Annotated in this window: 18 protein-coding genes; all 18 read left to right on the top strand. The window is 42.6% G+C overall.

Features of this window, described 5'->3' with window-relative positions:
• Positions 1-4 precede the first annotated feature (4 nt).
• The 18 genes from alr to G628_RS0112000 all read left to right on the top strand — a co-directional run bounded on the left by alr (position 5) and on the right by G628_RS0112000 (position 25026).
• Positions 5-1162, top strand: coding sequence for an alanine racemase (gene alr / locus G628_RS0112085; protein WP_081670711.1), 1158 nt, complete (start codon positions 5-7; stop codon positions 1160-1162).
• Positions 1163-1301: 139 nt separating this feature from the next.
• A complete protein-coding gene (locus G628_RS0112080) occupies positions 1302-2471 on the top strand; it encodes a hypothetical protein (RefSeq protein WP_027209236.1) in 1170 nt (389 codons plus the stop codon).
• A gap of 101 nt (positions 2472-2572) precedes the next feature.
• Complete coding sequence (locus G628_RS0112075) at positions 2573-3934, top strand: hemolysin family protein (protein ID WP_026654493.1); 1362 nt, start codon at positions 2573-2575, stop codon at positions 3932-3934.
• A gap of 30 nt (positions 3935-3964) precedes the next feature.
• Positions 3965-4702, top strand: coding sequence for a YebC/PmpR family DNA-binding transcriptional regulator (locus G628_RS0112070; protein WP_026654494.1), 738 nt, complete (start codon positions 3965-3967; stop codon positions 4700-4702).
• 42 nt (positions 4703-4744) lie between these two features.
• On the top strand, positions 4745-8878 hold the full coding sequence (locus G628_RS19010) for a hypothetical protein (RefSeq protein ID WP_027209235.1): 4134 nt from the start codon (positions 4745-4747) through the stop codon (positions 8876-8878).
• Between the two features lie 13 nt (positions 8879-8891).
• Positions 8892-11822, top strand: coding sequence for an insulinase family protein (locus tag G628_RS0112060; RefSeq protein WP_026667026.1), 2931 nt, complete (start codon positions 8892-8894; stop codon positions 11820-11822).
• A gap of 30 nt (positions 11823-11852) precedes the next feature.
• On the top strand, positions 11853-12884 hold the full coding sequence (locus G628_RS17360; RefSeq protein ID WP_051199187.1) for a DUF4349 domain-containing protein: 1032 nt from the start codon (positions 11853-11855) through the stop codon (positions 12882-12884).
• Positions 12874-13782 carry a GTPase Era gene (era, locus tag G628_RS0112050; RefSeq protein WP_026654499.1) on the top strand — a complete coding sequence of 303 codons (909 nt, stop codon included), beginning with the start codon at positions 12874-12876 and terminating at the stop codon, positions 13780-13782. Before G628_RS17360 ends, era begins: the two co-directional genes overlap by 11 nt.
• An 18-nt stretch (positions 13783-13800) precedes the next feature.
• Positions 13801-14460 carry a DNA repair protein RecO gene (gene recO, locus G628_RS0112045; RefSeq protein WP_026667027.1) on the top strand — a complete coding sequence of 220 codons (660 nt, stop codon included), beginning with the start codon at positions 13801-13803 and terminating at the stop codon, positions 14458-14460.
• A 90-nt stretch (positions 14461-14550) separates the two neighbouring features.
• A complete protein-coding gene (locus G628_RS0112040) occupies positions 14551-15171 on the top strand; it encodes a hypothetical protein (protein WP_026667028.1) in 621 nt (206 codons plus the stop codon).
• A gap of 29 nt (positions 15172-15200) precedes the next feature.
• Positions 15201-16598, top strand: coding sequence for a glycine--tRNA ligase (locus G628_RS0112035; RefSeq protein WP_026654504.1), 1398 nt, complete (start codon positions 15201-15203; stop codon positions 16596-16598).
• 11 nt (positions 16599-16609) lie between these two features.
• Positions 16610-19267: an alanine--tRNA ligase gene (gene alaS / locus G628_RS0112030; RefSeq protein WP_026654506.1), complete on the top strand. Its 2658-nt coding sequence runs from the start codon at positions 16610-16612 to the stop codon at positions 19265-19267.
• Positions 19268-19625: 358 nt separating this feature from the next.
• Positions 19626-20066: a hypothetical protein gene (locus G628_RS0112025; RefSeq protein WP_155833808.1), complete on the top strand. Its 441-nt coding sequence runs from the start codon at positions 19626-19628 to the stop codon at positions 20064-20066.
• Between the two features lie 217 nt (positions 20067-20283).
• Positions 20284-22014 (top strand): methyl-accepting chemotaxis protein, encoded by a 1731-nt coding sequence (locus tag G628_RS0112020; protein WP_027209233.1) that lies wholly within the window; start codon positions 20284-20286, stop codon positions 22012-22014.
• Positions 22015-22163: 149 nt separating this feature from the next.
• A complete protein-coding gene (locus G628_RS17355; protein ID WP_051199186.1) occupies positions 22164-22928 on the top strand; it encodes a class B sortase in 765 nt (254 codons plus the stop codon).
• Between the two features lie 162 nt (positions 22929-23090).
• Positions 23091-23267 carry a 30S ribosomal protein S21 gene (gene rpsU, locus G628_RS0112010; RefSeq protein WP_013280615.1) on the top strand — a complete coding sequence of 59 codons (177 nt, stop codon included), beginning with the start codon at positions 23091-23093 and terminating at the stop codon, positions 23265-23267.
• A gap of 139 nt (positions 23268-23406) precedes the next feature.
• Positions 23407-24276, top strand: coding sequence for a metallophosphoesterase (locus tag G628_RS0112005; RefSeq protein ID WP_034461934.1), 870 nt, complete (start codon positions 23407-23409; stop codon positions 24274-24276).
• Positions 24277-25026, top strand: a complete 750-nt coding sequence (locus G628_RS0112000) for a segregation and condensation protein A (RefSeq protein WP_026654512.1) — start codon at positions 24277-24279, stop codon at positions 25024-25026.
• Position 25027: the final 1 nt, after the last annotated feature.

Genomic DNA, 25027 nt, shown 5'->3' with positions numbered 1-25027 from the left:
GGAAATGTATGATGAGAATTCAAGGGTCTGCGCAAGAGTAGACCTTGGTGCAATAGAATATAATCTTGAAGCGATGAAGAATAATATCCCGGACGGAGTCAGGATCATGGCTGTCATCAAGACGGATGCGTACGGACACGGCGCTTTGAGAATTGCCAATTTTTTGGAAAATAAAGATTATATCTGGGGATATGCGACTGCGACGGCAGAGGAGGCGTTTGACCTCAGAGAGAACGGAATCAAAAAGCCGATACTGGTGCTTGGTTACACATTCCCTTATGCATATGAGAAAATGCTTTCTTTGGGAATAAGGCCCGCGGTATTTAGGGAAGATATGTTAAAAGAGCTGGGAGATTGCGCAGAAAGACTTATGAAGTCGGGCGTGATTAAGAATTCTGCTCCGATACACATCGCTGTTGATACCGGAATGTCAAGGATAGGAATCCGTCATGACAAGAGCGGAGAAGAGTTTGTCAAAAAAGCATTTGAAGTAAGCGGTATTGAGGTTGAAGGTATATTTACCCATTTTGCGAGAGCCGATGAGAAGGATCTTTCCAATGTAAAAGAAAGAGAACAGATCTTTGCTGAGTTTGTAAAGAGTGCAGAGGCTGCCGCAGGTAAAAAGATACCGATCCATCACTGCGCAAATTCCGCAAGCATCATTGCGGTTCCCGAATCTTCCATGGATATGGTAAGAGCGGGCGTTACAATCTACGGAATGTGGCCTTCGGATGAAGTTGCGAAGGATATTATTGATCTTAAGCCGGCTATGGAGCTTGTAAGCCATATAGTAATGATAAAGGATGTTCCTGAGGGAACACCGGTAAGCTACGGCGGAACCTTTGTTACCGACAGCGCGACGCGTATTGCCACAATACCTGTCGGATACGGAGACGGATATCCAAGAAGCCTTTCAAATAAGGGCTATGTTCTTATAAAAGGGCATCGCGCAAATATTCTCGGAAGAGTATGCATGGATCAGTTCATGGTCGATGTAACGGATATTACTGATGCAAAAGAGGGAGACGAAGTTGTTCTTCTCGGAAAAGATCCTGTTTCCGGTGAAGAGATCTCGGCTGAGATGCTTGGAAACTTAAGCGGACGCTTTAATTATGAACTTACCTGCGATATTAACCACAGAGTTCCCAGAGTATATATTTAAGCATGAATAAAAAAATATTTTTTGTTTAGAGAGCCTTTTTTACGGCTCTCTTTTTTCTTTAATCAAAAAGGCGGACACTCGACATGGGTACGTATTTCGTATAAAATTTTCATAGAAGTTTTGCAAGGGAGTTTATTTTATGATATCTATTCTGACTACAGCAGCCAATGCGATATTGGGTCTTGCCATAACCGCGCTTAAGGCTTTTTTATCCATGCTTACATGGTTTCTTAAGCTGTTTTTTGGCTTACTTAAATACCTGTATTGCGTGTTACCTGTGACTGCTGTTGTGTTCTGCGGACTATATTGTCTTAATACATTTCTTTTACTTTCGGGGAGTGCCGGCCCCGATAAGATTTCCACGGATGCTTTATCAAATGAGAGACTTGAACAGACTGCACAGGATTTTTTGAAGATCGGAAATTCTGAAGTCGGATATTTTTACAATGAACTTGTGACCTGGTGGAAGGGTGAAATAGGCAAATATAAGGGAACATTTTCGTTTGTCATTTTGCTTGTTTTAAGCTTTGTTCTGCTTGCTCCCGTTGTGGGCGTTATTCTTGGGATAACCGTGCTTTTTTCTTACGGAAAGATCCTGCTTTTTGCCGTCGCGGCCGACATGGCTTTCTACGTGGGATTTGCGGTATTGGGAAAAGGCTTTATGAGCGTGATGCAGAACCGGTATTACAGATTGTTTCCCGATGCGGGTAAAAGACATTTTACCAGAGAGTATGCGCAGTGGAAAAAAGAAAGAAATGCCGAAGCCGCTGAAAATGCGAATAGCAGAAGAGAGCAGGAAGGCAGGAGCTTTTATGATGACAGCTCCGACCGCTATCCTGACGATGACTGCATAATCCGCCGAAGAAGACATGAGTATTACGATGAGAGAGCACGTTATGACCGCGGATATGATGAGAGGTATGACGATTCGCGATACGATGACGCCGGATACGAAGATTCGCGCTATGATGAGCCATATGGTGATGCATACGGCGATGCAGATTATGCGGATGATTATTCGGGGAATGAGTATTATGAAGAAGAGTACCCTGAAGAAGACTATTATGAAGACGAATACTATGAAGAAGAGGAGGAAGATGAAACTTACGGCTATGAAAGAGAACCTGAGGTAGCTGCGGCGGGTTCACAGACATTTGATTTCTTTGCCGGCTGTAAGAGCAGGGAAAGCGCAGAGCGAAAGTATAAAAGTCTTGTAAAACTCTACCATCCCGACAACATGGATGGCGATAACGGAGCATTACAGGAGATAAATGTACAGTATGATAAGGTAAAGAAGCATTTTAGCTAATATTGTCGGAATTATATATAGTACATTATGCTAAAATGTGGTATATTTTAATTTGAGGTTTTAGGTTTATTTTAATCAATCGCGTATCAGGAGGGCTGATTATGGACGAAGGCTTGCCTTCTGCCAGTTTTCTTTTACTCGCGGCTGTTCTTATAGCAGATATCTTCGTTTTCGGATTTGATGCAGCGATAACCCGCGTCAAAGAAGAGGATGTTGAAAAGAAAAGTCGGGAGAACAAAGATAAAGTTGCTTCGGGACTTCTTAATATCATGAAGAGCCCCGAGAAACATATAAGAGCCATGAATGTTTTTGCGGCAGCAGTGAACATGGTTCTTGGAGGATTTGTTACAAGAGATATCGGACGGTATATCGCATATGTTTTGGATCTTAGTGAATCCTTTATTGCGACCCGTTTTACATATTGTTTGACCGGTGCGGTTATATTGCTTCTTACAATGAGCTTTGGCGTAAGGATACCTGAGCGCCTTGCTGTCAGATGTCCCGAAAAATGGGCGGTGGCATGCTATTATCCGGTGGCGTTTATGAGATTTCTGGTGACTCCTTTTGTTGTGGTTATCAGAGCAATCTCCGGAACGGTCTTGTATCTTTTTGGTGTAAGGGGAGATGAGAATCTCACCGATGTAACCACGGAAGGAATCATCTCGATGGTTTCGGAAGGCCAGGAACAGGGCGTTCTTCAGGAAACAGAGGCCGATATGATATCCAATATTTTTGAGTTTTCCGACAAAGAAGCTCAGGATATTATGACCAACAGGAACGCCATGGTTGCCATTGATGCAAATATGACCCTTAAAGAAGCTGTTGGATTCATGATGGATACCAACAATTCCAGATTCCCGGTTTACCTTGACGATATCGATCATATAATCGGCATCATGCATATACGTGATGCAATGAAGAAGTTGTCCGAGGAAAAAGAAAAGGATCTTCCGATCAGGAAGATAAAAGGACTTCTTCGCCAGCCCAAGTTTGTTCCGGAGACCCGGAATATTGATTCTCTTTTCCATAATATGCAATCGTCCAAAACGCAGATGGTTGTGGTCATCGATGAGTATGGTCAGACTGCGGGACTTGTTTCCATGGAGGACATTCTTGAAGAGATCGTCGGAAATATCATGGATGAATATGACGAAGATGAGAATTTCATTAAACCTACCAAGAACAGGGATGAGTTTATTGTAGAGGGCACAGCGCCTATTGAGGCACTTGAAAAGAAATTTGAGATGTCTTTCGGTGAGTCGGAGTTTGAAACTTTGAACGGATTTCTGATATCAAAGCTCGACAGAATACCGGAGGAAGACGACGAATTCAGCGTCGAAGTGGATGGCTATAGTTTCACGATTCTTTCCGTTGGAAATCATATGGTACAGAGCGTACTTATGAAGAAACTTCCAAAAGAAGAGGAAGCAGAAAGCGTGAAAGATTCGGAATTAGCAAAATAGTTTATATATGAGTAATGAAAGGAATTTTATATGTCAGGACATTCAAAATTTGCTAACATCAAGCACAAGAAAGAAAAGAATGATGCGGCAAAGGGTAAAATTTTTACTATTATCGGTAGAGAAATAGCGGTTGCCGTTAAGGAGGGAGGTCCGGATCCGTCAAACAACTTCAAGCTTGCAACGGTCATTGCAAAGGCAAAAGCAAACAACATGCCTAACGATACTATCGAAAGAGGTATCAAGAAAGCTTCGGGCGCAGAAGGTGGAGTTGACTACAAGAGCATCACATACGAAGGATACGGCCCCGGCGGAACAGCCATCATTGTTGAGGCACTCACAGACAACCAGAACAGAACTGCAGCTAACGTAAAGAGTGCATTTACAAAGGGAAACGGAAATGTCGGCACTCCCGGATGTGTATCTTATATGTTCGATAATAAGGGACAGATTCTTATCGACAAGGAAGAATGCAAGATGTCTTCAGACGATCTCATGATGCTTGTTCTTGATGCGGGAGCAGATGATTTCAACGAAGAGGAAGACAGCTATGAGATACTTACAACTCCTGAGAATTTCCAGGCTGTTGTAGAAGCTCTCAGCAAAGAAAACATCGAGACAGCATCAGCGGAAGTAACAATGATTCCTCAAAATTATGTATCTGTTACAGACCCCGATACTGTTAAGTATCTTCAGAGAATACTCGATCTTCTTGATGAAGATGACGACGTTCAGGCTGTATATCACAACTGGGAAGAGCCTGAAGAATAATTAAAGATTATGATGGGAATAAAATGAGGGGAGTCCTAAAGAATGAAACTGAGACGAAAAATACCGACATTGTGCATATGGCTTTTATTCATACTCTTTAATGCGGTGATGGTTGGTTGTTCAGGCTATTTTTTAGGGCTTTTTCCTGCCTCAAACAGACTTGGATTCACATTAATCTTTTCCACATTGGGAATTATCTGGACTAATGCGGTCGCGTTACTGGCCGGTAAGGTGTTCGACAGCGTCAAATTGTACAGATATACTCACAAAAAAGGGTTTGAGATTTTTTATAAAGTTGCCGTTGCCTGCCTCATTATTGCTGCATTTGTTTACAGATACAGGACTATTGCGGTGGGTGAACCGATCTTTACGGGAAATACGTCTTTACTTGACAATGCGATAGTTGGATCCGACAGCGTTTCGTACGAACAGGATCTTTTGTCCATTACTTATTCCAAACTTCTTGGATTCTTTATGATATTTACCGGAAATATGTCAGAGACCGTGTATGTTTATGAAGCGTTTCTTGCGTGTGTTTTCATAATGTTCACAGGTTCTGCGGTAAAACTTCTTTTAGGGCCGATAGCATCTATTGTTTACATTGGTTATGTATCTTTTATGCCCGCATTTCTTAAGACATTTGCAGATAAAGAGCTCAACACGGACAGAATCTTTTATGTTATGTTCGGTATCGAGATTTATGTTGTAATTCGTTATCTGAAGCAGATATATACCGTGGAATGTAAGGGACCGGCGTTTATGATACTGTTCTTCCTGGCGGGAGTAACGGTTGGATTTATGGGTTATGTCGATGCCGGAACTTTTGTTGCGGTCTTCCCGTTACTTATCTCGGTATTGTTCATGGCGGAAGGAAGTCTTGCGAATGGCGGAAAGAGTCTGCTGGTCGTACTTGGCGGAACGCTGTTCACCTTCCTTATCATGATGATACAGGAAGCCGGTATCGGACATGTAGGTGTTGTATTTTCTAAATGGATGTCATATTATTTCCATGAAGTGGGAGCTATTAAACCTTTCTTCATATATTCGGAAAATAAGCTTGCGTACCTGATCACGGTTGTTATAATGTCAGCTGTTTTTGCCGGATACTTAAGAAGTAAAGACGCAGACAATATAATCCCATGGCTTTTTGGAATGATCTTTCTCTTTGTGATGCAGCCAAGTCTTGGTGAGACCAGGATGATCTCTCAGTATGTAGTAACCGTTTACTATGGCTTTATTCTTGCGTGTGTAGCCATGCTTGTTTCTCAGGGTCCCAAAAAGGAGACCGATATCATCGAGGAAGAGGAAGAAGAGGAAGAATCAAATCCCGAGAACAACTATGCATATAAGAAGGCTTCCGAGATGAGCGGCTTTGGAAATCATGGTGACAATTCTCTTGCTGCCCGCAATCGTCGTGCTACCGACCGAAGAGAAGGATTTATGACCGGCGAACTTATGGGCGAGGGAGAAATCATGGACAGAGGCGGAGCTTATGAAAAAGAGCTTCGTGAGAAAAAGCGCCGTGAAAGAGAAGAACGCGCAAGAGAACGTCGTGAGCGCCGTGAGCAGCTTGCCAGAGAAAGAGGAATGCGCTTACAGGAAGAACGTGAAGAGCGCGAAAGAGAGCGTGAGCAGGCAGAGCGCGAGGACGATCAGCGCACACAGCAGATTGATGTGGAAAAAGTTCGTGAAAGAGAACTTGCTGAAAATGAAGCCGTTGAAGAACGCGCAAAGGAGCTTCTCGAGCAGGAAGATGACAAAGAACGTCGTGAACAGGAAGAACTTCAGGAAGAAGAAGCTCGTGAATTGGAGCGTCGTGACATAGAAGAACGTGCAAAGATCCTTCGTGAGAGAGCAAAGCAGGGTAAATTCAGACGAGACATGGATGCTGCCGAAGATGAAGAACCCGAGCAGGAAGATCTTGAACAGGCTGAGCGTGAAGATGCAGAACGCGAAGAGCAGGAAAGACTCGAGCGCGAGCAGGCAGAACGCGAGGAACAGGAAAGACTTGAGCGTGAGCAGGCAGAACGCGAAGAGCAGGAAAGACTCGAGCGCGAGCAGGCAGAACGCGAAGAGCAGGAGAGACTTGAGCGCGAGCAGGCAGAACGTGAAGAGCAGGAAAGACTTCAGCGTGAGCAGGAAGAGCGCGAAGAGCAGGAAAGACTTCAGCGTGAGCAGGAAGAGCGCGAAGAGCGTGAAAGAATTCTCCGTGAACAGGAGGAACTTGTCAGAAAGCGCCGCGAACAGGAAGAGCAAGACAGAATCAGACGTGAGCAGGAAGAAGAACGTGAGAGAATTCTTCGTGAGCAGGAAGAACTCGAAAGACAGCGTCGCGAGCAGGCTGAACGGGAAGAACAGGAAAGATTACAGCGTGAGCAGGCAGAACGCGAGGAACAGGAAAGACAGCAGCGTGAGCAGGAAGAGCGTATGGAGCAGGAAAAGCTTCAGCGTGAACAGGCAGAGCGCGAAGAACAGGAAAGACTTGCGCGTGAACAAGCAGTACGTGAAAGGATCCTTCGTGAGCAGGAGGCAAGAGCCAGAATGCTCCACGAACGTGCAGCGCTTGCTCGTATTCAGCGAGAGCAAGAAGCGCAGGAGGAACAGGAAAGATTGGCACTTGAACAGGGAACACGTGAAAAGATATTACGTGATCGAAAAGAAAGAGAAAGATTACAACGTGAACAGGAAGCTCTCGAGAGAGTTATGCGTGAGCAGGAAGAGAGCATAAGGCGTCAGCGTGAACAGGAGAATCAGGAAGAACAGGCAAGAGTTCAGCGTGAACAGGAAGCACGTATCAGATTGCAGCGTGCAAGAATGCTTCGTGAGCAGGCAGAACGCGAGCGACTTCTTTTTGAAGCAACCATGGAACCTGAAGTTGAGCTTAGTGTACCTGAAGATCGTGAAAATAAATTCCGTGAAATAGAAGAGCGCAGAAAGAAACCGCGTGAACAGCAGGAACAAGAGATACGTCAGCGTGAACTTGAAGAACAGGCAAGAGCAATGCGTGCAAGAGAAGAGCAGGAAGAACTTGCCAGAATTCAGCGTGAACAGCAGGATCGTATCAGATTGCAGCGCGCTCAGATTCTTCGCGAACAGGAAGAACGCGCAAGGCTGATCGAGAAAGAAGAGCGTGAGCAGGCACTTCGCGAGCAGGCAGAACGTGAGAGACAGCAGCGTGAACAGGCACTTCGTGAAGAACGTGAAAGACAGCTTCGCGAACAGGCAGAGCGCGAGGAACACGAGAGAATCATGCGTGAACGCGAAGAGCGTGAAAGAATGATGCGTGAACGTGAAGAACGCGAAAGAATGCGTCGTGAGCAGGCAGAACGTGAGGAACGTGAAAGACTTGCACGTGAGCAGGAAGAACGCGAGCGACTTGAGCTTGAGAGACAGCGCCGTGAACAGGCAGAGCGTGAAGAACGCGAGAGACAGCAGCGCGAGCAGGCAGAGCGTGAAGAACGCGAGAGACAGCAGCGCGAGCAGGCAGAGCGTGAAGAACGCGAAAGACAGCAGCGCGAGCAGGCAGAGCGTGAAGAACGTGAGAGACAGCAGCGCGAGCAGGCAGAGCGTGAGGAACGCGAGAGACAGCAGCGCGAGCAGGCAGAGCGTGAAGAGCGCGAAAGACAGCAGCGTGAGCAGGCAGAGCGTGAAGAACGTGAGAGACAGCAGCGCGAGCAGGCAGAGCGTGAAGAACGCGAAAGACAGCAGCGCGAACAGGCTGAACGTGAGGAACGCGAGAGACAGCAGCGCGAACAGGCTGAACGTGAAGAAGAACTCAGTGAGGAAGAGGAACTCGAGAGAGAACGTCGTGAGCAGGAAGAACGCGAAAGAAAGATCATCGAAGAGGAAGAAAAGTTCTTTGCTGAGGAAAGAAAACGTCAGGAGCAGGAAGAAGAGGAAGCAAGAGCCCGTCGTGAGCAAGAGCGCATAAGGAGAATTCGCGCACGCGAAGAAAAGAAGAATATCCGCTTTGTTCCCGAGGGAATGGTTCTTCCGAAAGAAACTGAGGCAGATGCTTCCGATGGCAGAAGTGCCGAGCCCAGAATGAAGATGCCTGAATATAACGGCACAATCTCGATAAACAGAAATAATAAAGAGACTGTTAAAGTAAGTGCTGCCGGCTCAAAGACTGATTTCGACTTTGACTTCAGTTCCGGAGACGATTTTGACATTTAAGGAAGGCTGATTGATGAACATAGAAAATTTATCCGCATATGAGATCGTCGAAAAGAGACATATTGACGATCTTAACTCAGATAGTTATTTAATGAGACACAAGAAGACCGGGGCGAGAGTTGCCATTCTTTCAAATGATGAAGAGAATAAGGTATTTGCCATAGGCTTTAGAACTCCGCCCAAGGACTCCACCGGTGTTGCTCATATCATTGAGCACACGGTGCTTTGTGGATCTGAGAAATACCCTATAAAAGACCCGTTTTTGGAACTTGCCAAAGGGTCACTTAATACTTTTTTAAACGCAATGACATTCCCGGATAAGACCGTTTATCCGGTTGCAAGCTGCAATGATGCTGATTTCCAGAATCTGATGGATGTATATCTGGATGCGGTTTTTTATCCCAATATCTACAAGACAGATAAAATATTCAGCCAGGAAGGCTGGCATTATGAAATGGAAAATGACGACTCCGAGCTTACAATAAACGGAGTCGTTTACAATGAGATGAAGGGAGCATTTTCATCTGCGGATGATGTGCTTTCAAGAGAAATACAGAATTCTCTTTATCCCGACATTACATACGGAATGGAGTCGGGTGGTGACCCGGATGACATCCCGTCTCTTACTTATGAAGATTATCTTGATTTTCACAGAAAATATTATCATCCCTCAAACAGCTATATTTACCTGTACGGAAATATGGATGTAGCGGAGAAACTTGATTATATCGATAAGAATTATCTTTCAAGATTTGATAGTCTTGATGTTGACTCTAAGATAGAAAGACAGGAAGCGTTTAAAGAGCCTAAGGAGATAGTTAAGCCTTATTCGATCCTTTCCGAAGAGAAAATCGATAAGAACACTTATCTCTCATACAATTGCAGTGTGGGCTCTACTCTTGATAAAAAGCTTTATATTGCTTTTGATATTTTGGATTATGCGCTTTGTTCCGCACCCGGGGCTCCGATCAAGAAGGCTCTTATAGAAAAAGGAATCGGACAGGACGTTTACAGCGAATACGACAATGGAATACAGCAGCCTGTTTTTTCCATTATCGCAAAGAATGCCGATGCATCTCAGAAGGACGAATTTGTAGAGATTATCAGATCTGTGCTTAAAGAGCAGGCGACAAACGGAATTGATAAGAAGGCTCTTTTGGCAGGACTTAATTATGATGAGTTCAAGTACAGAGAGGCTGATTTCGGAAGATATCCTAAGGGATTGTTATACGGACTTCAGGTTTTTGACAGCTGGCTCTATGATGACAACAGACCTTGGATAAATGTTGAAGCAAATGCCACATTTGCTGAGCTTAAGAAGGAAGTTCAGGGAAGATACTTCGAGGAACTTATCGAGAAATATCTTTTGGATAATCCTCACAGGACTATTCTTATGCTTGAGCCCGTTCCGGGGCTTACGGATAAAAAGGATGAGGAGCTTAAAAAGAAGCTTGCCGATTACAAGGCTTCTCTTTCAAAGGATGAGATCTCTGAGATCGTGAAGTATACGGCAGATCTTAAGGAGTATCAGGATGCTCCGGACTCACCCGAAGATCTTGAAAAGATACCGGTTCTTGAGCTTAAAGATCTTAAGAAAGAATCTGATAAATTTATTTATGAGAAAAAAGAAGATAACGGAGTCGATATCCTTTTCCATAATATCTTTACTAACGGAATTGTTTATCTGACCTTTGTTTTTGACTTAAAAAATCTAGATGCGAAGCTTATTCCATATGTTTCCGTGCTTAAAAAAGTAATTGGAATGATGGATACCGAGAATTACAGTTACGGTGATCTTTTTAATGAGATCAATATCAAAACGGGCGGTATCACAGGATCTATCAGCACATATACGGATGCGGACGACGTTTCTGAATTTAAGACAACTCTTGAAATAAGCGTAAAGGTTTTACATGAGAATCTGCATTACGCATTTGAGCTTGTAAAAGAGATTCTTACTAAGACTATGCTTGGTGATGTTAAGAGACTTAAGGAGATTTTTGACGAGCAGTACGCAAGACTTCAGTCGGATCTTGCAGCTGCCGGACATCAGACAAGTGCTGTAAGAGCTATGTCTTATGTTTCGCCTGCTGCGGCTGTTTCTGACAGAACCGGCGGAATCGGATATTTAAGGCATCTTGAGGGACTTCTTTCAGAGATTGAAACTCCGGAAGGGGCAAAAGAGATATCCGATAAGCTTAAAGAGCTTTGCAAAGCTATATTCAGGGCAGAAAATCTTTTGGTTGACGTAACCTGCACGGATAAAGAGTATGCGGGAATTGCCGAAGAAAGTAAGCTGTTTGCCGATTCTCTTTTCACAGATGACTATGAAAAGGTTAAGTTCGAGATTGAGACATGCAAAAGAAATGAGGCGTTCAAGACGGCCGGACAGGTTCAGTACGTGTGCCGTGCCGGAAATTTTGCATCCAAGGGGCTTAAGTACAACGGGGCACTTCGTGTTCTCAAGGTTATGATGGGATATGATTATCTTTGGAAGAATATAAGAGTGATCGGCGGAGCGTACGGATGTATGAGCAGCTATGCAAAGAACGGTGATTCTGCGTTTGTAACATACAGAGATCCGAATCTTAAGAACAGTATCGATGTTTTTGAGAAGGCATCAGAATATCTGAAAAACTTCGATGAGGATGAGAAGGTTATCCTTAAATACATTATCGGAGCCATTTCTGATCTCGATACGCCTAAGACTCCGGCAGCAAAGGGAACTTACGGACTTTCAGCATATCTTTGCAATGCTAAGATGGAGAATATCCAGCGCAACAGAGATGAGCTTCTTGGAACGACAAAGGAGACGATAAGGGGACTTAGCAAGTATGTTGATGCATTTATGGAAGATAAGTGCCTATGCGTAATAGGAAGTTCGGATAAGATCGATTCGGAAAAGGATCTGTTTGATAATATTGAGCAGCTTGTAAATAAGTGATTTTGTGCTTATGCACACATGGGTAAAAATATGAGAAAAAGATTTATTGGAAAGAAAGTATTTGTTATTTTCGCATGTGTGACTTTATTGGTTTTGACATCTGTGGGATGCGGAAGTTCTTCGGAAAGTTCATCGGGCTCATCAAAGTTGCATGCGCCCGGTCCGGTAAGCCCAAAAGCTTCCGGCAGTACTGAGTTTTTTACAAAAGATGCAGCTGTTGATGAAAATGCCGATGCGGCGCCTTTCGAAGTAGAGGAAAGCGCGGAGGCAAGCGGTGAAGCAGCGCAGGAAAATCCCGAGGCTGCGGTCGATACATCGAGGAAACTTATCACAACGATGAATATCGGTGCCGAAACTGATAATTTTGACGAGGCGCTCAAGGCGGTAGAAGCGAAAGTGGGTGAGCTTGGTGGATATATCGAGTCAAGTGACATCTACAACGGAAGCTCATACGACAAGAACTACAATGATTCGAAAAGAAACGCCAATTTTGTTATAAGAGTTCCCGCGGATAAGCTTGGAAGTTTTGTGGACAGTCTGGGTGATGCGTATAATATCACAAGCAAGTCGACAAACGTTGAAGATGTAACACTTCAGTACGTCGATCTTGAGAGCAAGAAGAAAGCTCTTTTGACCGAGGAAGAAAGTCTACTTAAGATACTTGAATCCGCTCAGTCGGTGGAAGATATCATCGCTGTTCAGGACAGACTTTCGCAGGTAAGATATCAGCTTGAGAACATGGAATCCCAGCTTCGTACTTTTGACAATCAGGTCGATTACAGCACGGTGAATCTCAGTCTTGAAGAAGTTGCAAAGTATACGCCTGTTGAAGAAAAAGGTGCATTTGCAAGAATGGGCGAAGGATTCGTTGAAAGCTTTAAATCTGTGGGACATGGCATAAAGGAATTCATTATCTGGTTTGTGATACACATTCCGCAGCTGCTTTTCCTTGCGATATTCGTTGCTGTGATCTGGATATGTGTCAAGAAATACAGAGAAAAGAAGCAGGTAAAAACAGTAGTAACTACTGAGAAGAAAACAGAAGGTAATGATGGAGAATAATTTTAAAACCGGGTACATAGCGCTTATCGGACGTCCGAATGTCGGAAAATCGACGCTCATGAACCAGATGATCGGGCAGAAGATCGCAATAACTTCATGTAAGCCCCAGACTACCAGAAACAAGATAATGACTGTTTTTACGGATGAACAGTGTCAGATGATCTTTCTGGATACACCGGGTATTCATGAGACCAAGAATAAACTTGGTGAATATATGACAAAGGTTGCAAAGAGCACTCTTGAAGAAGTTGATGTGGTCTTGTGGCTTGTTGAGCCGAGTACCTTTATCGGTGCCGGTGAGAAGGGCATTATCGAGGAACTTAAGAAGTGCAGGAAACCGGTCATACTCGTTATAAATAAGATAGATACGGTGGAAAAAGACAGCCTTTCAAAATTTGAAGACGCGTATAAGAGTCAGATGGATTTTGCCAAGATTGTTCATACCGCGGCACTTCGCAGAATAAATGTCGATGAGGTTATGAATGCGATAAAAGAGTTTCTTCCCGTGGGACCACCTTTTTACGATGAGGATACTCTTACGGATCAGCCTGAAAGACAGATTGTTGCTGAAATCATCAGAGAGAAGGCGCTCAGGCTTATGAAAGATGAGGTACCTCACGGAATCGCCGTTACGGTTGAGCGAATGAGGGAACGTGAAGACAAAGAACTCATGGATATTGAGGCTACGATCATCTGTGAGAGAGATTCACACAAGGGAATAGTTATCGGAAAAGGCGGAGCGATGCTTAAGAAGATCGGATCGACCGCCAGAAGAGATATTGAGGAACTTGTTGGGATCAAAGTAAATCTTCAGTTGTGGGTCAAAGTCAGAAAAGACTGGAGAGATGACAAGACTCAGCTTAAGAGTTTTGGATATGATGTCAAAGGCATTAACTGAGAAAATGGTAACCGTCATATGGAAGAATTGGTAAATGTAAAAGGCATGGTCATAAAGCATTCTCCCGTCGGAGATTATGACTGGGTGGCAACTGTGTTTACGGCTGACAGAGGCAAGATAACTGCTTTTGCCAGAAATGCAAGAAAGCCCGGAAGTAAGCTGGCAGGAAGCGTTGAGCCTTTTTGCTTCGGAACGTTTAAACTGTTTGCCGGAAGGAATTCCTACACGATCGTCGAAGCGGACATAGAAAATTACTTTGAAGGTTTTAGACAAGATCTGGAAGGTGCCTGCTATGGCACCTTTTTTCTTGAGATAGCTTCTTTTTATACAAGAGAAAACAATGAGGATAAAGAGCTTTTGAATCTTTTGTATATTTCACTCAGAGCTCTTTTGAATGAAAAGATCAGGAACAGTCTTGTCAGATGCATCTATGAAATAAAGGCTCTTTGCATAGAAGGAGAGTATCCCGGAATTCCTACAGACAGGAGATTTCTGGACTCCACAGTGTATACGGTTAATTACATAGCGACAAGTCCGCTTAAGAAACTGTACTCATTTGATGTTTCTGAAGAAGTGCTTTCGGAACTTGAGGAGATTACCGCAGATTACAGGAAAAGGTTTATTGACAAACCTCTCAAAAGCCTTGAAATGCTTGAGAGTCTGTATAATGTGCGTTAGTATTGAAAAAAAAATACTATTTGGATATAATATCATTTGTTTGCTAGAAAAACAGTTTAATTTATAGAAAAGGAGGGCATCAGCACAACTATGCAGGTTAATACATTTCGACTTAATAAAATGAAGAAGATAGCCGTTGTTTTCATGACTGCAACTATTTTCGTTGTGCTCGCAGGATGCGGAGAAGAGAAAAAGGACATTACGTCAATTAAGATTGACAGCAAAGGGAACATCACAAGTGTAATCTATGATGATTTTGCCGGAGAGAATTACAGTCAGGAAGAGTTTGAGATTGGTAATTCTGCAAGGGTTGAAGCATATAACGAAGAGTGCCTTGGTGAGAGAATTACTGTTGAATCAGTTGAGAAAGACGAAGAGACATCAAAGATTAAGGTTGTTATGACATATGACAGCCCGGACGATTATAAAAAGTTTAATGGTAAAGTTCTTTTTTACGGAACCGTTAAAGAAGCAGAGAAAGCAGGATACACGCTTACAGACAAGCTTGTAGACAGTGAAAGAAAGGCACCGGACAAGGATATCTTAAAGAAATATAAGAATAAGCATGTTATCATTACAGAGGACAAGACTACATTTATTGCGCCTTATAAGATTGATTACATGTCTGTAGGTGCAAGGTTTAACAGCAAAAAGGAAGCGGATCTGTCGGGTTGCAGTACACAGCTCGTAGAGATACTTCTTTCAAAATAAAAAAATATTCGCAGGAATGGAGACAGACAATGGAAAATAGTGCAAAGACAATGGAAAAAATTATAGCTCTTGCAAAGGGAAGAGGCTTTGTACATCCGGGCAGTGAGATTTACGGCGGACTTGCAAACACATGGGATTACGGAATTTTAGGTGTTGAGCTTAAGAACAACATTAAGAAAGCTTGGTGGCAGAAGTTTGTTCAAGAGAGCCCTACCAACGTAGGCGTTGACTGTGCCATTCTTATGAATCCCCAGACATGGGTTGCTTCAGGACACATTGGAAGCTTCTCCGATCCTCTTATGGATTGTAAGGAGTGTCATGAGCGTTTCAGAGCAGATAAGATCATTGAAGACTATGCTGCAGAGAACGGCATTACACTTGAGTCAAGCGTTGACGGTTGGTCACAGGAGCAGATGAAGGCTTATATTGAAGAGAACAATATTCCTTGTCCTTCCTGTGGTAAGCATAATTTTACAGATATCAGACAGTTTAACCTTATGTTCAAGACTTTCCAGGGCGTAACCGAGGATGCCAAGAATACGGTATACCTTCGTCCGGAGACTGCACAGGGTATTTTTGTTAACTTCAAAAATGTTCAGAGAACATCACGTAAGAAGATTCCCTTTGGTATCTGCCAGGTTGGTAAGTCATTCAGAAATGAGATCACACCCGGTAACTTCATTTTCCGTGTAAGAGAATTCGAACAGATGGAGATGGAGTTCTTCTGTGAGCCTGATACAGATCTTGACTGGTTTGCATATTGGAAACAGTTCTGTATTGATTTCCTTAAGAGCCTTGGCATGAAGGAAGAAGAGATGAGAGTAAGGGATCACGATCCTGAAGAGCTTTCATTCTATTCAAAGGCAACAACTGATATCGAGTTCCTCTTCCCGTTCGGATGGGGCGAGCTTTGGGGAATCGCAGACAGAACAGACTACGATCTTACACAGCATCAGACTGTATCCGGTGAGGATATGACATATTTTGATGATGAGAAGAGAATTAAGTATCTTCCTTTCGTTATCGAGCCTTCACTTGGTGTTGAGAGATTGTTCCTTGCTATGCTTTGCGGAGCATATGATGAAGAGGAGATTGGAGAAGGTGATGTAAGAACAGTTCTTCATTTCCATCCCGCTCTTGCACCTGTTAAGATCGGTGTGCTTCCTCTTTCAAAGAAACTTAATGAAGGCGCTGAGAAGATCTATGCTCAGCTTTCAAAGAAATATAATTGCGAATTCGACGACCGTGGAAACATTGGTAAGAGATATCGCAGACAGGATGAGATCGGAACTCCTTTCTGCATCACATATGACTTCGATTCTGAGACAGACGGTAAGGTTACCGTAAGATTCAGAGACAGCATGGAGCAGGAACGTGTTGCTATTGATGAGCTGGAGACTTATTTTGCTGACAAGTTTACATTTTAAGGAGTGATTAGATGAGACAATTTACAGCTAACGAGCTGCGCAAGACATGGAAGCAGTTTTATATAGACAGAGGACATGTTGATGTCGGTGCGGTTTCTCTTGTATCCGACGGTTCTACCGGTGTTATGTTCAATGTTGCCGGAATGCAGCCTCTTATGCCTTACCTTCTCGGTAAGAAGCATCCGCTTGGAAAAAGACTTTGCAATGTTCAGGGATGCGTAAGAACTAATGATATTGATTCTGTAGGTGACAAGAGCCACGTTACTTTCTTTGAGATGATGGGAAGCTGGAGTCTCGGGGATTACTTCAAAGAAGATCGTTGTAAGTGGAGCTATGAGCTTCTTACGGAGGTCTTTGGTTTTGATGCCGATCACCTTGCCGCAACAGTTTTTGCGGGCGATGAGAATGCTCCCAGAGATGAAGAGGGTGCTAAGTATCGTATAGCTTCAGGTTTTAAGAAGGAAAACATTTATTATCTTCCCGCTGAGGACAACTGGTGGGGACTTGAATACGGTCCTTGCGGTCCCGACAGTGAGATGTTCTATATTGCCGATAAGCCGGATTGCGGACCGAATTGCGGACCCGGATGCGACTGCGGTAAATATACAGAGCTTGGTAACGACGTATTTATGCAGTATGAGAAGCATAAGGACGGATCGCTTACACCTCTTAAGCAGAAGAATGTTGATACTGGCTGGGGACTTGAGAGAATCCTTGCATTCCTTAACGGTTCCAAGGATGTATATCAGGTTGACGTATTTACACCTGTTATCAGTTATATCGAGAAGAATGCGGGTGTTAAGTATAATGCGGATGAGAAGACTACAAAGTCTATGAGAATTCTCGCAGATCACATTCGTACATCTGTTATGCTTATCGGAGATGAAGCTAAGCTTCTTCCTTCAAATACAGGTGCGGGATATATTCTCAGAAGACTTATTCGCCGTGCCGTAAGACACGCAAGAGCACTCAATCTCGGTAAGGATAAGATCATCGAGATGGCTTCAATCTATATCGACAAGGTATACAATGAGAGTTATCCGAATCTTGTAAAGAATCGTGAGTTCGTTCTTACTGAACTTTCAAGAGAGATTGCTCGTTTTGAGAGCACTCTTGAGAACGGTCTTAAAGAGTTTAACAAGATTCTTGAGAAGACTAAGAGCGAAGGCAAGAAAGAGATTGACGGAAGAAATGCATTCTTCCTTTATGATACTTACGGATTCCCTGTAGAGCTTACTGTAGAGCTTGCAGGAGAAGAGGGACTCCTTGTTGATGAGAAGGGATTTGCATCTGCAATGGAAGAGCAGAAGCAGAAAGCCAGAGACAATCAGAATTTCTCAGCTAACCTTTCAACCAACGAGGGTGTATTTGATGCGCTTGATGCATCTGTACAGTCTGAATTTGTTGGATATACAGATATTGAGGCAAAGGGCAAGATTGTTGCTATTGCCGATGAGACAAAGCTTGTTGACAGTGCGAAGGAAGGTGCCAACGTAACTGTTATTACAGATAAGACTCCTTTCTACGGTACAATGGGTGGACAGGTTGGCGATATCGGTGTTATCGAGGGCTCTAAGGGCACTAAGATTGAAGTTACCGAGACTATTCATGTTGCCGGCGGAAGAATTGCCCATGTAGGTAAGGTTGTATCCGGAAGCATCAAGAAGGGTGATAAGGTTACTCTTTTGGTAGATGCCGAGAACAGAGCTAAGACTTGCAGAAACCATTCTGCAACACACCTTCTTCAGAAAGCTCTCAGAGTTGTTTTGGGAGACCATGTTGAGCAGGCCGGTTCATATCAGGATCCTGACAAGACAAGATTTGACTTCAGTCATCATCAGGCTATGACTGCCGAAGAGATCAAGAAGGTTGAAGATCTTGTTAATGCCAAGATTGCAGAGGCACTTCCTGTATCAACCAAGGAAATGTCTATGGAAGATGCCAAGAAGACAGGCGCTATGGCATTGTTTGGAGAGAAGTACGGTGATGTCGTTCGTGTCGTTGAAATGGGCGATTTCTCTGTTGAGCTTTGCGGTGGTACTCATGTATCAAATACCGGAAAAATCGGCCTTTTCAAGATCGTATCAGAGAGCGGTGTTGCTGCAGGTGTAAGACGTATAGAAGCTCTTACAGGTTCAAATGCAAGAGAATATTATATAAATACAGAAAATACCCTTAATGAAGTTGCAAAACTTCTTAAAACGAATTCAGAGGGTGTTTCGGCACATATTAAAAAGCTTCAGGATGAACTTAAGGCTCTCAGAAGTGAAAATGAATCATTGAAGAGCAAAGAAGCTCAGGCAGCTCTCGGAGATGTAACAGATAAAGTTAAGCAGATTAACGGCGTTAATTTTCTTGCAGTATCAGTGAAGAACGTTGATATGAACGGGCTTCGTGACCTTGGCGATCAGATGAAGACCAAGATTGGCGGAGGTGTGATTCTCCTTGTGTCTGAGAATGACGGCAAGGTAAATCTTGTTGCAATGGCTACCGATGACGCAATGGCTAAGGGAGCTCATGCAGGTAATCTTATTAAAGCTGTTGCACCTATCGTAGGTGGTGGCGGCGGTGGACGTCCCAATATGGCTCAGGCCGGCGGTAAGAATCCTGTAGGAATTCCGGATGCATTAAAGGAAGCTGAAAAGATTTTAAGTGGCCAGATAAAATAATTAATCGTTACTGTTTAGTGTGAATATTTAAAACATATTTTTACGAGGTAACTGAAGGTTACCTCGTATTTTTTTTAGAAAATTAAATAAAAGTTAAAAATACTTCTATTTCTATTAATGAATATGTAATTTTCTGAAAACGTTTAAGATGCGGCAGTTAAGCCAAAAACACGACTTTACACAGTGATAACAAGCAATATTATAGCTTCTACGGGTATTGACAATCCTTTAGAAAATGTGATATAAAAATTAAGTCATGTAAAGTTTATGAGTTGATTTTTTTAAAAGACGGGGGACGTTTTTATTACTAGTTATTTATGGCTAAAAAATAGGTTGACTAAAGGATTTGCAGGACGTTATGAGTAGAGGAGATAGTATATATATGCAGTGGGAAGAGAAGTGCAGATTTGCCGTTTCTCTGATTGGATTGAAGGTTATAGCAGTATTTGTTGTGATTTCCATGACGTTTGAGGGATTAAGTATTACGGCATTGGCACAGGATGAAATTTTTTCAGAAGGAATTTATCGAACTCTTTTTAATGATTCGGGGGATAGCGGTTACGCATCGAGCGCTATTAGCAGTTCGGCTAATACCCAGATGAGTAATTCCGATACTGTAGGAATTGAACGTGATAGAGACAAAGGTGCTCTGTCTTCCGTCGCTGGATTCATTGGAGGGGTTGCGGTATTTTTGATAGCGATTTCGATTCTTGGAACCATAGCTCTTCAGAATGAGAAAAATGTATACTATAACAGGAGTACTGATCCTGAATTTGATGATGAAAAAGATGACGATTAAGTTCGGCGTCTTTTTTTATTGTATATTTATAAATTATTAAATAATCATAAAATGGATTAAAATTAACGGAATTGTGTTTGAAATTATTTCTTGAATGTTATAATTGATGGTGATGGCAGGATAATAATTAAGTTATATGTTTTTTTAGAGCAATTTAAAAAAGATAGATTTGTGTATTATATTTTCGGATCGGGTTGTCTATGAAAGGAGAGACTGCATGGATACTGGAAAGGTTCAACACAAACAAAAACTTCTTGTCAATGTAATTATTATAGCCGTGTCAACAATAATCGCCGTTGCGGTATTGCTTACGATTATGGCATCTGCGAATATCGAGAAGGTATATAACAACCTTATCCTGGAGGAGCTTAAGGCTACAACAGAGCATCTGGCAGATGAAGCCAAAGCTCTTAATGATAACGGCGACTGGAGCCTGTCTGAAGACGGCAATCTTCTTAAAGGCGGTGAATCTATTTCGGGTGAGCTCGGAGGAATCCTTGATACAATCCATTCTGAGACGGGTATCGATTATACCATCTTTTTTGGCGATACACGTGTTCTTACAACAATCTATAAAAGCGGAACAAATGAAAGGCTTATCGGTACAAAAGCTTCGGATGCAGTAATACAGGCGGTAATTAATGGAAAAGGTGATTATTCGTCGGGTTCTCTTATGATTGAAGGAATGCCTTATTACGGATATTATTGCCCACTTTTTAATTCCGACGGAAGCGTTGCTGCGATGGCATTTTCAGGACGAGAAACCTCGGATGTTAAGGCACATACCGGCAAAATTATTTCCTCTATGATAATTACTACGGTCTTTGTTATACTGGTAGTTACTGCTTTTGGAGTATATATGGCAATCAGGATATCTTCACAGATGCAGAATATCGCAAAATTCATAGATGAAGTCGCAAACGGTACTCTTAACGGCGAATTTGATGAAAAGATAATCGGTAACAAGAATGAGATCGGTGCGATTGCCGAGAGTACATCACTCCTTAACAGAAAGCTTGATGAAGTTATTTCTAAGACAAAGAGTATGTCAAAAGATCTGAATAAAGCCGGACTTGAACTGGCTGATTCTGCTTCACAGGCAACCTCTGCATCTTCTCAGGTTACGGATGCTATAGGTGAAGTTAGTAAAGGCGCGGTATCACAGGCCGAAAGCGTTCAAAATGCCGCTGCAAGTACGGATTCCATCGGAACAAATATAGATCTTATTTCCGAGAATATATCTACACTTGATGAAGCTGCGAGCCGTATGAAACAAAGCTGTGACAAGGCTACAGATGCTCTTGTTGAAATAGTAACCCAGAATTCAGCCGTTGCCGAGGCTGTTACAGAGATAGGTACGACGATTACCGCTACAAACAGCAGTGCAAACGAAATTGCCAAATTCTCAGATGCGATCAATGAAATTGCTTCCCAGACAAACCTTCTTTCACTTAATGCTTCAATCGAGGCTGCAAGAGCGGGAGAAGCAGGTAAGGGATTTGCGGTTGTTGCCGATGAGATTAGACAGCTTGCCGATGAGTCAAAGAGCAGTGCTGATGAGATCAAAGCAATAGTTGAGAAACTTCTGGAAGATGCGCAGGCTTCCGTAAAGGTTATGGATTCCTTAAATGCAAGTATTGCGCTTCAGGGTGAGAGCATTGCGTCCACTCAGAATGATATGACTGAGATGTCTCAGAATGTTGCGGTTGTTACGGATAATACACAGAACATCTCCAAGATGATCGATAACCTGAATGATGCCAAGATTGCTCTTGTCGAGATCGTACAGGATCTTTCGGCTATTTCTGAGGAGAATGCCGCATCTTCGGAGCAGACAAATGCATCCATGCAGGAACTTAACGCTACATTCTCGATAATTGATGAATCTGCAAGGAGACTCCAGAACCTTGCTATGGATCTTGAAGAATCAATAAGCTACTTCAAATAATACTTGAACTGCCGGAAGAAGGGGCTGCGGGCAACTGTAGTCTCTTTTTCTGTGAAAGGTGAATGTCTACGACTTTGCGACAGTTGATAAAAGCTAATCCCGAACTTATAATAAATTGATATTCAGGTTAAAAACGTAAAGGGCGTAGTATGAAGAACAAGATCAGAATAGCTGCAATTATCCTGTGCGTGGCAGTTATCGCCATTGAGGCGGTTAATGTTGTAAAAGATAAAAAAGAACTGACTTTGGCAGTAAATGAATATGACAGCATACGAAGTGAATATGCTCTTTTGGAGACGGCTGATAAAACTGATGACGGCTATCCCGACATGGAGGTTGATATTGAGAAACTAAAGGAAAAGAATCCTGATATTACAGCGTGGATATACATTCCGTGCCTCGATATCAGTTATCCTGTTGTAAAAGAAAAGGAGATAGACGAGTATCTGCATAAGACTATTGAAGGTAAGGAAAGCTACGCCGGAAGTCTTTTTGAGGATGTCCTCAGTGACGAAAACTTTTGCGGATTGCATGATATGATATTTGGTCATAACATGAAAGACGGTTCAATGTTTGGAAGTTTAAAGAAAGTTTATTCTCCGGAAAACAGTAATCTTCTCAAAGATAATCCGTATGTGTATATTTATACGGGCGATACGATATTCAGATACGAAGCGTTTGCCTACGAGATAACGACTGCGGGGAGCGAAGCGTACAGTGAAGTTACGGATGACGAGGGATACGACCGTTTTATGGAATATATCTTTTCAAACGATCAATGGGGGATTGAAAAAGAAATAGCCTTTGACAAAAGGCCGTCAATCCTTACGCTTTCAACCTGTAGCGGCTTTACGGGAGGAAAGAAGCGGTTTGTTATTCATACCTACAAAGAGGGACAAAAGAAAATCAAATAAAAAATACGATAGAAAAATATGTTACTTACGAATTAGTGCTTGACGACAAAGTTTTTTGTGCTATAATATTTTTGTTATGTGAGCTTTAATGGGCTTAAAACATAATAAATAACCCAATCAGTCATGTGCTTGAAGGGACTGAAGGGAGGGTAAGAGTAGAAGATGTCAACTGTAGTAGTAAAAGAAAACGAGACTTTGGATAGCGCATTGCGTCGCTTTAAGAGAAGTTGTGCGAAGGCTGGAATCCAGCAGGAAATTCGTAAGAGAGAACACTACGAAAAGCCTAGCGTTAGACGCAAGAAGAAGTCTGAAGCAGCAAGAAAGCGCAAATATAACTAAATTTAAATGTGAAAAAATCCTTGGAGTTTCCAGGGATTTTTTTTATGCTTTGGATGTGCACCTCGCGGATATTTTTTTATGCTATAATATCTCTTGGTGATTTTTGAAATGAAATAAACGGATTTGAGAGTATTTATATATGACATTTTTTTATTGTGCTGCAGCAATAATTTTGTTTATAATATTGTGCGTTGTTGTAATTTATCATGACACGCATAATTTTGTTGTACGGACTTATGACCTTGAGTCGGATAAGATAAAGGGCGATCACACTTTTGTTCTGATTTCCGATCTTCATGGATATTCGTTTGGCAAAAATAATGAAAAGCTGGTCGATGCGATTGATGCCGTAAAGCCGGATATTATACTCTGTGCGGGAGATCTTTTTAACGCGCGCAAGGATAAAAAGCCGATAAAGTATGAACCGGGATTTGAACTGGCAAAGAGCCTTGCAAAGAAGTATCCGTTTTATTATGCGAATGGCAATCATGAGTACAGGCTTAAGATTTGGACCTCGGATTACGGTAATTTCTATGACAGATATAAGAGCAGACTTAAGAAGGCGGGAGTAACCTTTTTAGAGAACGAGTCGGTGGGAATTGCGGACGGGAACATCAGGATAACGGGTCTTGACCTTAATATGAACTATTATCGCAAGATCTTAAAAAGAAAAATGGAACCCGGATTTTTAAAGAGAACTTTGGGCGACAGCTCAAAGAAAGAGTTCCAGATTCTTATAGCGCACAATCCCCAGTATTTTGAAGAGTATGCGAAATGGGGCGCCGATCTTACGGTGGCGGGACATGTTCACGGAGGTATAGTCAGACTGCCGCTCCTTGGAGGTGTTATCTCGCCTACGATAGCTCTTTTTCCTAAATATGACGGCGGACATTTTGAGATTGATAAAAAACATCTGGTCCTCAGCAGGGGGCTTGGAACACATACGATCCAGGTCAGAATGTTCAATCCCTGCGAGGTGGATGTTATTAAAATACATGAGGCAAAATAAATGTCACTTGAGGTAAAACTGCAGGTCTTTGAAGGTCCTCTCGATCTTCTCATGCACCTTATAGACAAAAACAAAATAGATATCTATGATATCCCGATCGTTACGATCACCGAGCAGTACATGGATTATATAAATGCCATGCAGAGGGATGATATGGAAGTTACAAGCGAATTCCTTGTAATGGCTGCGACACTCATAGATATCAAGTGTAAGATGCTTCTTCCCAAGGAAGTCAATGAGGATGGAGAGGAAGAGGATCCGAGAGCAGAACTTGTAGAGAAACTTCTTGAATACAAGATGTACAAGTTTATGGCTGACGAACTCAAAGACAGACAGCAGGAAGCTGACATGCAGTGGTTCAGAAGCAGGAATATACCCAAGGAAGTCAGCGAGTATGAGGCTCCGATCGATTTTTCCGATCTTATAGGGGATGCGACACTTTCCAAACTTAATTCAATCTTCCAAGAGCTTCTTAAGAGACAGGAGGATAAGGTCGATCCTATCAGAAGCAGATTCGGAAATATCGAAAAAGAAGAGGTCGATATGGATGCCAAGACTCTTTATATAAAGGCATACATACGGGAACATGACAGATTCAGCTTTAGGCAGCTTCTTGAAAAGCAACACAGCAAGACAGAGATAATCGTGACATTTCTGGTTATGCTTGAAGAAATGAAGCTTGGAGAAATTGAGATAGAGCAGGACGAGACGTTCGGAGATATCATTATCAAATCAAGAAAGGCAAGTTGAT

The sequence above is a fragment of the Butyrivibrio hungatei NK4A153 genome (assembly GCF_000424465.1).
Classification (GTDB): domain Bacteria; phylum Bacillota; class Clostridia; order Lachnospirales; family Lachnospiraceae; genus Butyrivibrio; species Butyrivibrio hungatei_A.
The sequence above is the reverse complement of the archived record's forward strand: the minus strand, read 5'-3'. Positions and strand labels throughout refer to the sequence as shown.

What these genes read in the sequence shown, in the direction of transcription:
- alr (WP_081670711.1), top strand. Translation starts at nt 5, where the DNA reads ATGTATGATGAGAATTCAAGGGTCTGCGCAAGAGTAGACCTTGGTGCA.
- G628_RS0112000 (WP_026654512.1), top strand. Translation starts at nt 24,277, where the DNA reads ATGTCACTTGAGGTAAAACTGCAGGTCTTTGAAGGTCCTCTCGATCTT.
- G628_RS0112005 (WP_034461934.1), top strand. Translation starts at nt 23,407, where the DNA reads ATGACATTTTTTTATTGTGCTGCAGCAATAATTTTGTTTATAATATTG.
- rpsU (WP_013280615.1), top strand. Translation starts at nt 23,091, where the DNA reads ATGTCAACTGTAGTAGTAAAAGAAAACGAGACTTTGGATAGCGCATTG.
- G628_RS17360 (WP_051199187.1), top strand. Translation starts at nt 11,853, where the DNA reads ATGAGAAAAAGATTTATTGGAAAGAAAGTATTTGTTATTTTCGCATGT.
- G628_RS0112020 (WP_027209233.1), top strand. Translation starts at nt 20,284, where the DNA reads ATGGATACTGGAAAGGTTCAACACAAACAAAAACTTCTTGTCAATGTA.
- G628_RS0112035 (WP_026654504.1), top strand. Translation starts at nt 15,201, where the DNA reads ATGGAAAATAGTGCAAAGACAATGGAAAAAATTATAGCTCTTGCAAAG.
- G628_RS0112075 (WP_026654493.1), top strand. Translation starts at nt 2,573, where the DNA reads ATGGACGAAGGCTTGCCTTCTGCCAGTTTTCTTTTACTCGCGGCTGTT.
- G628_RS0112070 (WP_026654494.1), top strand. Translation starts at nt 3,965, where the DNA reads ATGTCAGGACATTCAAAATTTGCTAACATCAAGCACAAGAAAGAAAAG.
- G628_RS0112040 (WP_026667028.1), top strand. Translation starts at nt 14,551, where the DNA reads ATGCAGGTTAATACATTTCGACTTAATAAAATGAAGAAGATAGCCGTT.
- alaS (WP_026654506.1), top strand. Translation starts at nt 16,610, where the DNA reads ATGAGACAATTTACAGCTAACGAGCTGCGCAAGACATGGAAGCAGTTT.
- era (WP_026654499.1), top strand. Translation starts at nt 12,874, where the DNA reads ATGGAGAATAATTTTAAAACCGGGTACATAGCGCTTATCGGACGTCCG.
- recO (WP_026667027.1), top strand. Translation starts at nt 13,801, where the DNA reads ATGGAAGAATTGGTAAATGTAAAAGGCATGGTCATAAAGCATTCTCCC.
- G628_RS17355 (WP_051199186.1), top strand. Translation starts at nt 22,164, where the DNA reads ATGAAGAACAAGATCAGAATAGCTGCAATTATCCTGTGCGTGGCAGTT.
- G628_RS0112025 (WP_155833808.1), top strand. Translation starts at nt 19,626, where the DNA reads ATGAGTAGAGGAGATAGTATATATATGCAGTGGGAAGAGAAGTGCAGA.
- G628_RS0112060 (WP_026667026.1), top strand. Translation starts at nt 8,892, where the DNA reads ATGAACATAGAAAATTTATCCGCATATGAGATCGTCGAAAAGAGACAT.
- G628_RS0112080 (WP_027209236.1), top strand. Translation starts at nt 1,302, where the DNA reads ATGATATCTATTCTGACTACAGCAGCCAATGCGATATTGGGTCTTGCC.
- G628_RS19010 (WP_027209235.1), top strand. Translation starts at nt 4,745, where the DNA reads ATGAAACTGAGACGAAAAATACCGACATTGTGCATATGGCTTTTATTC.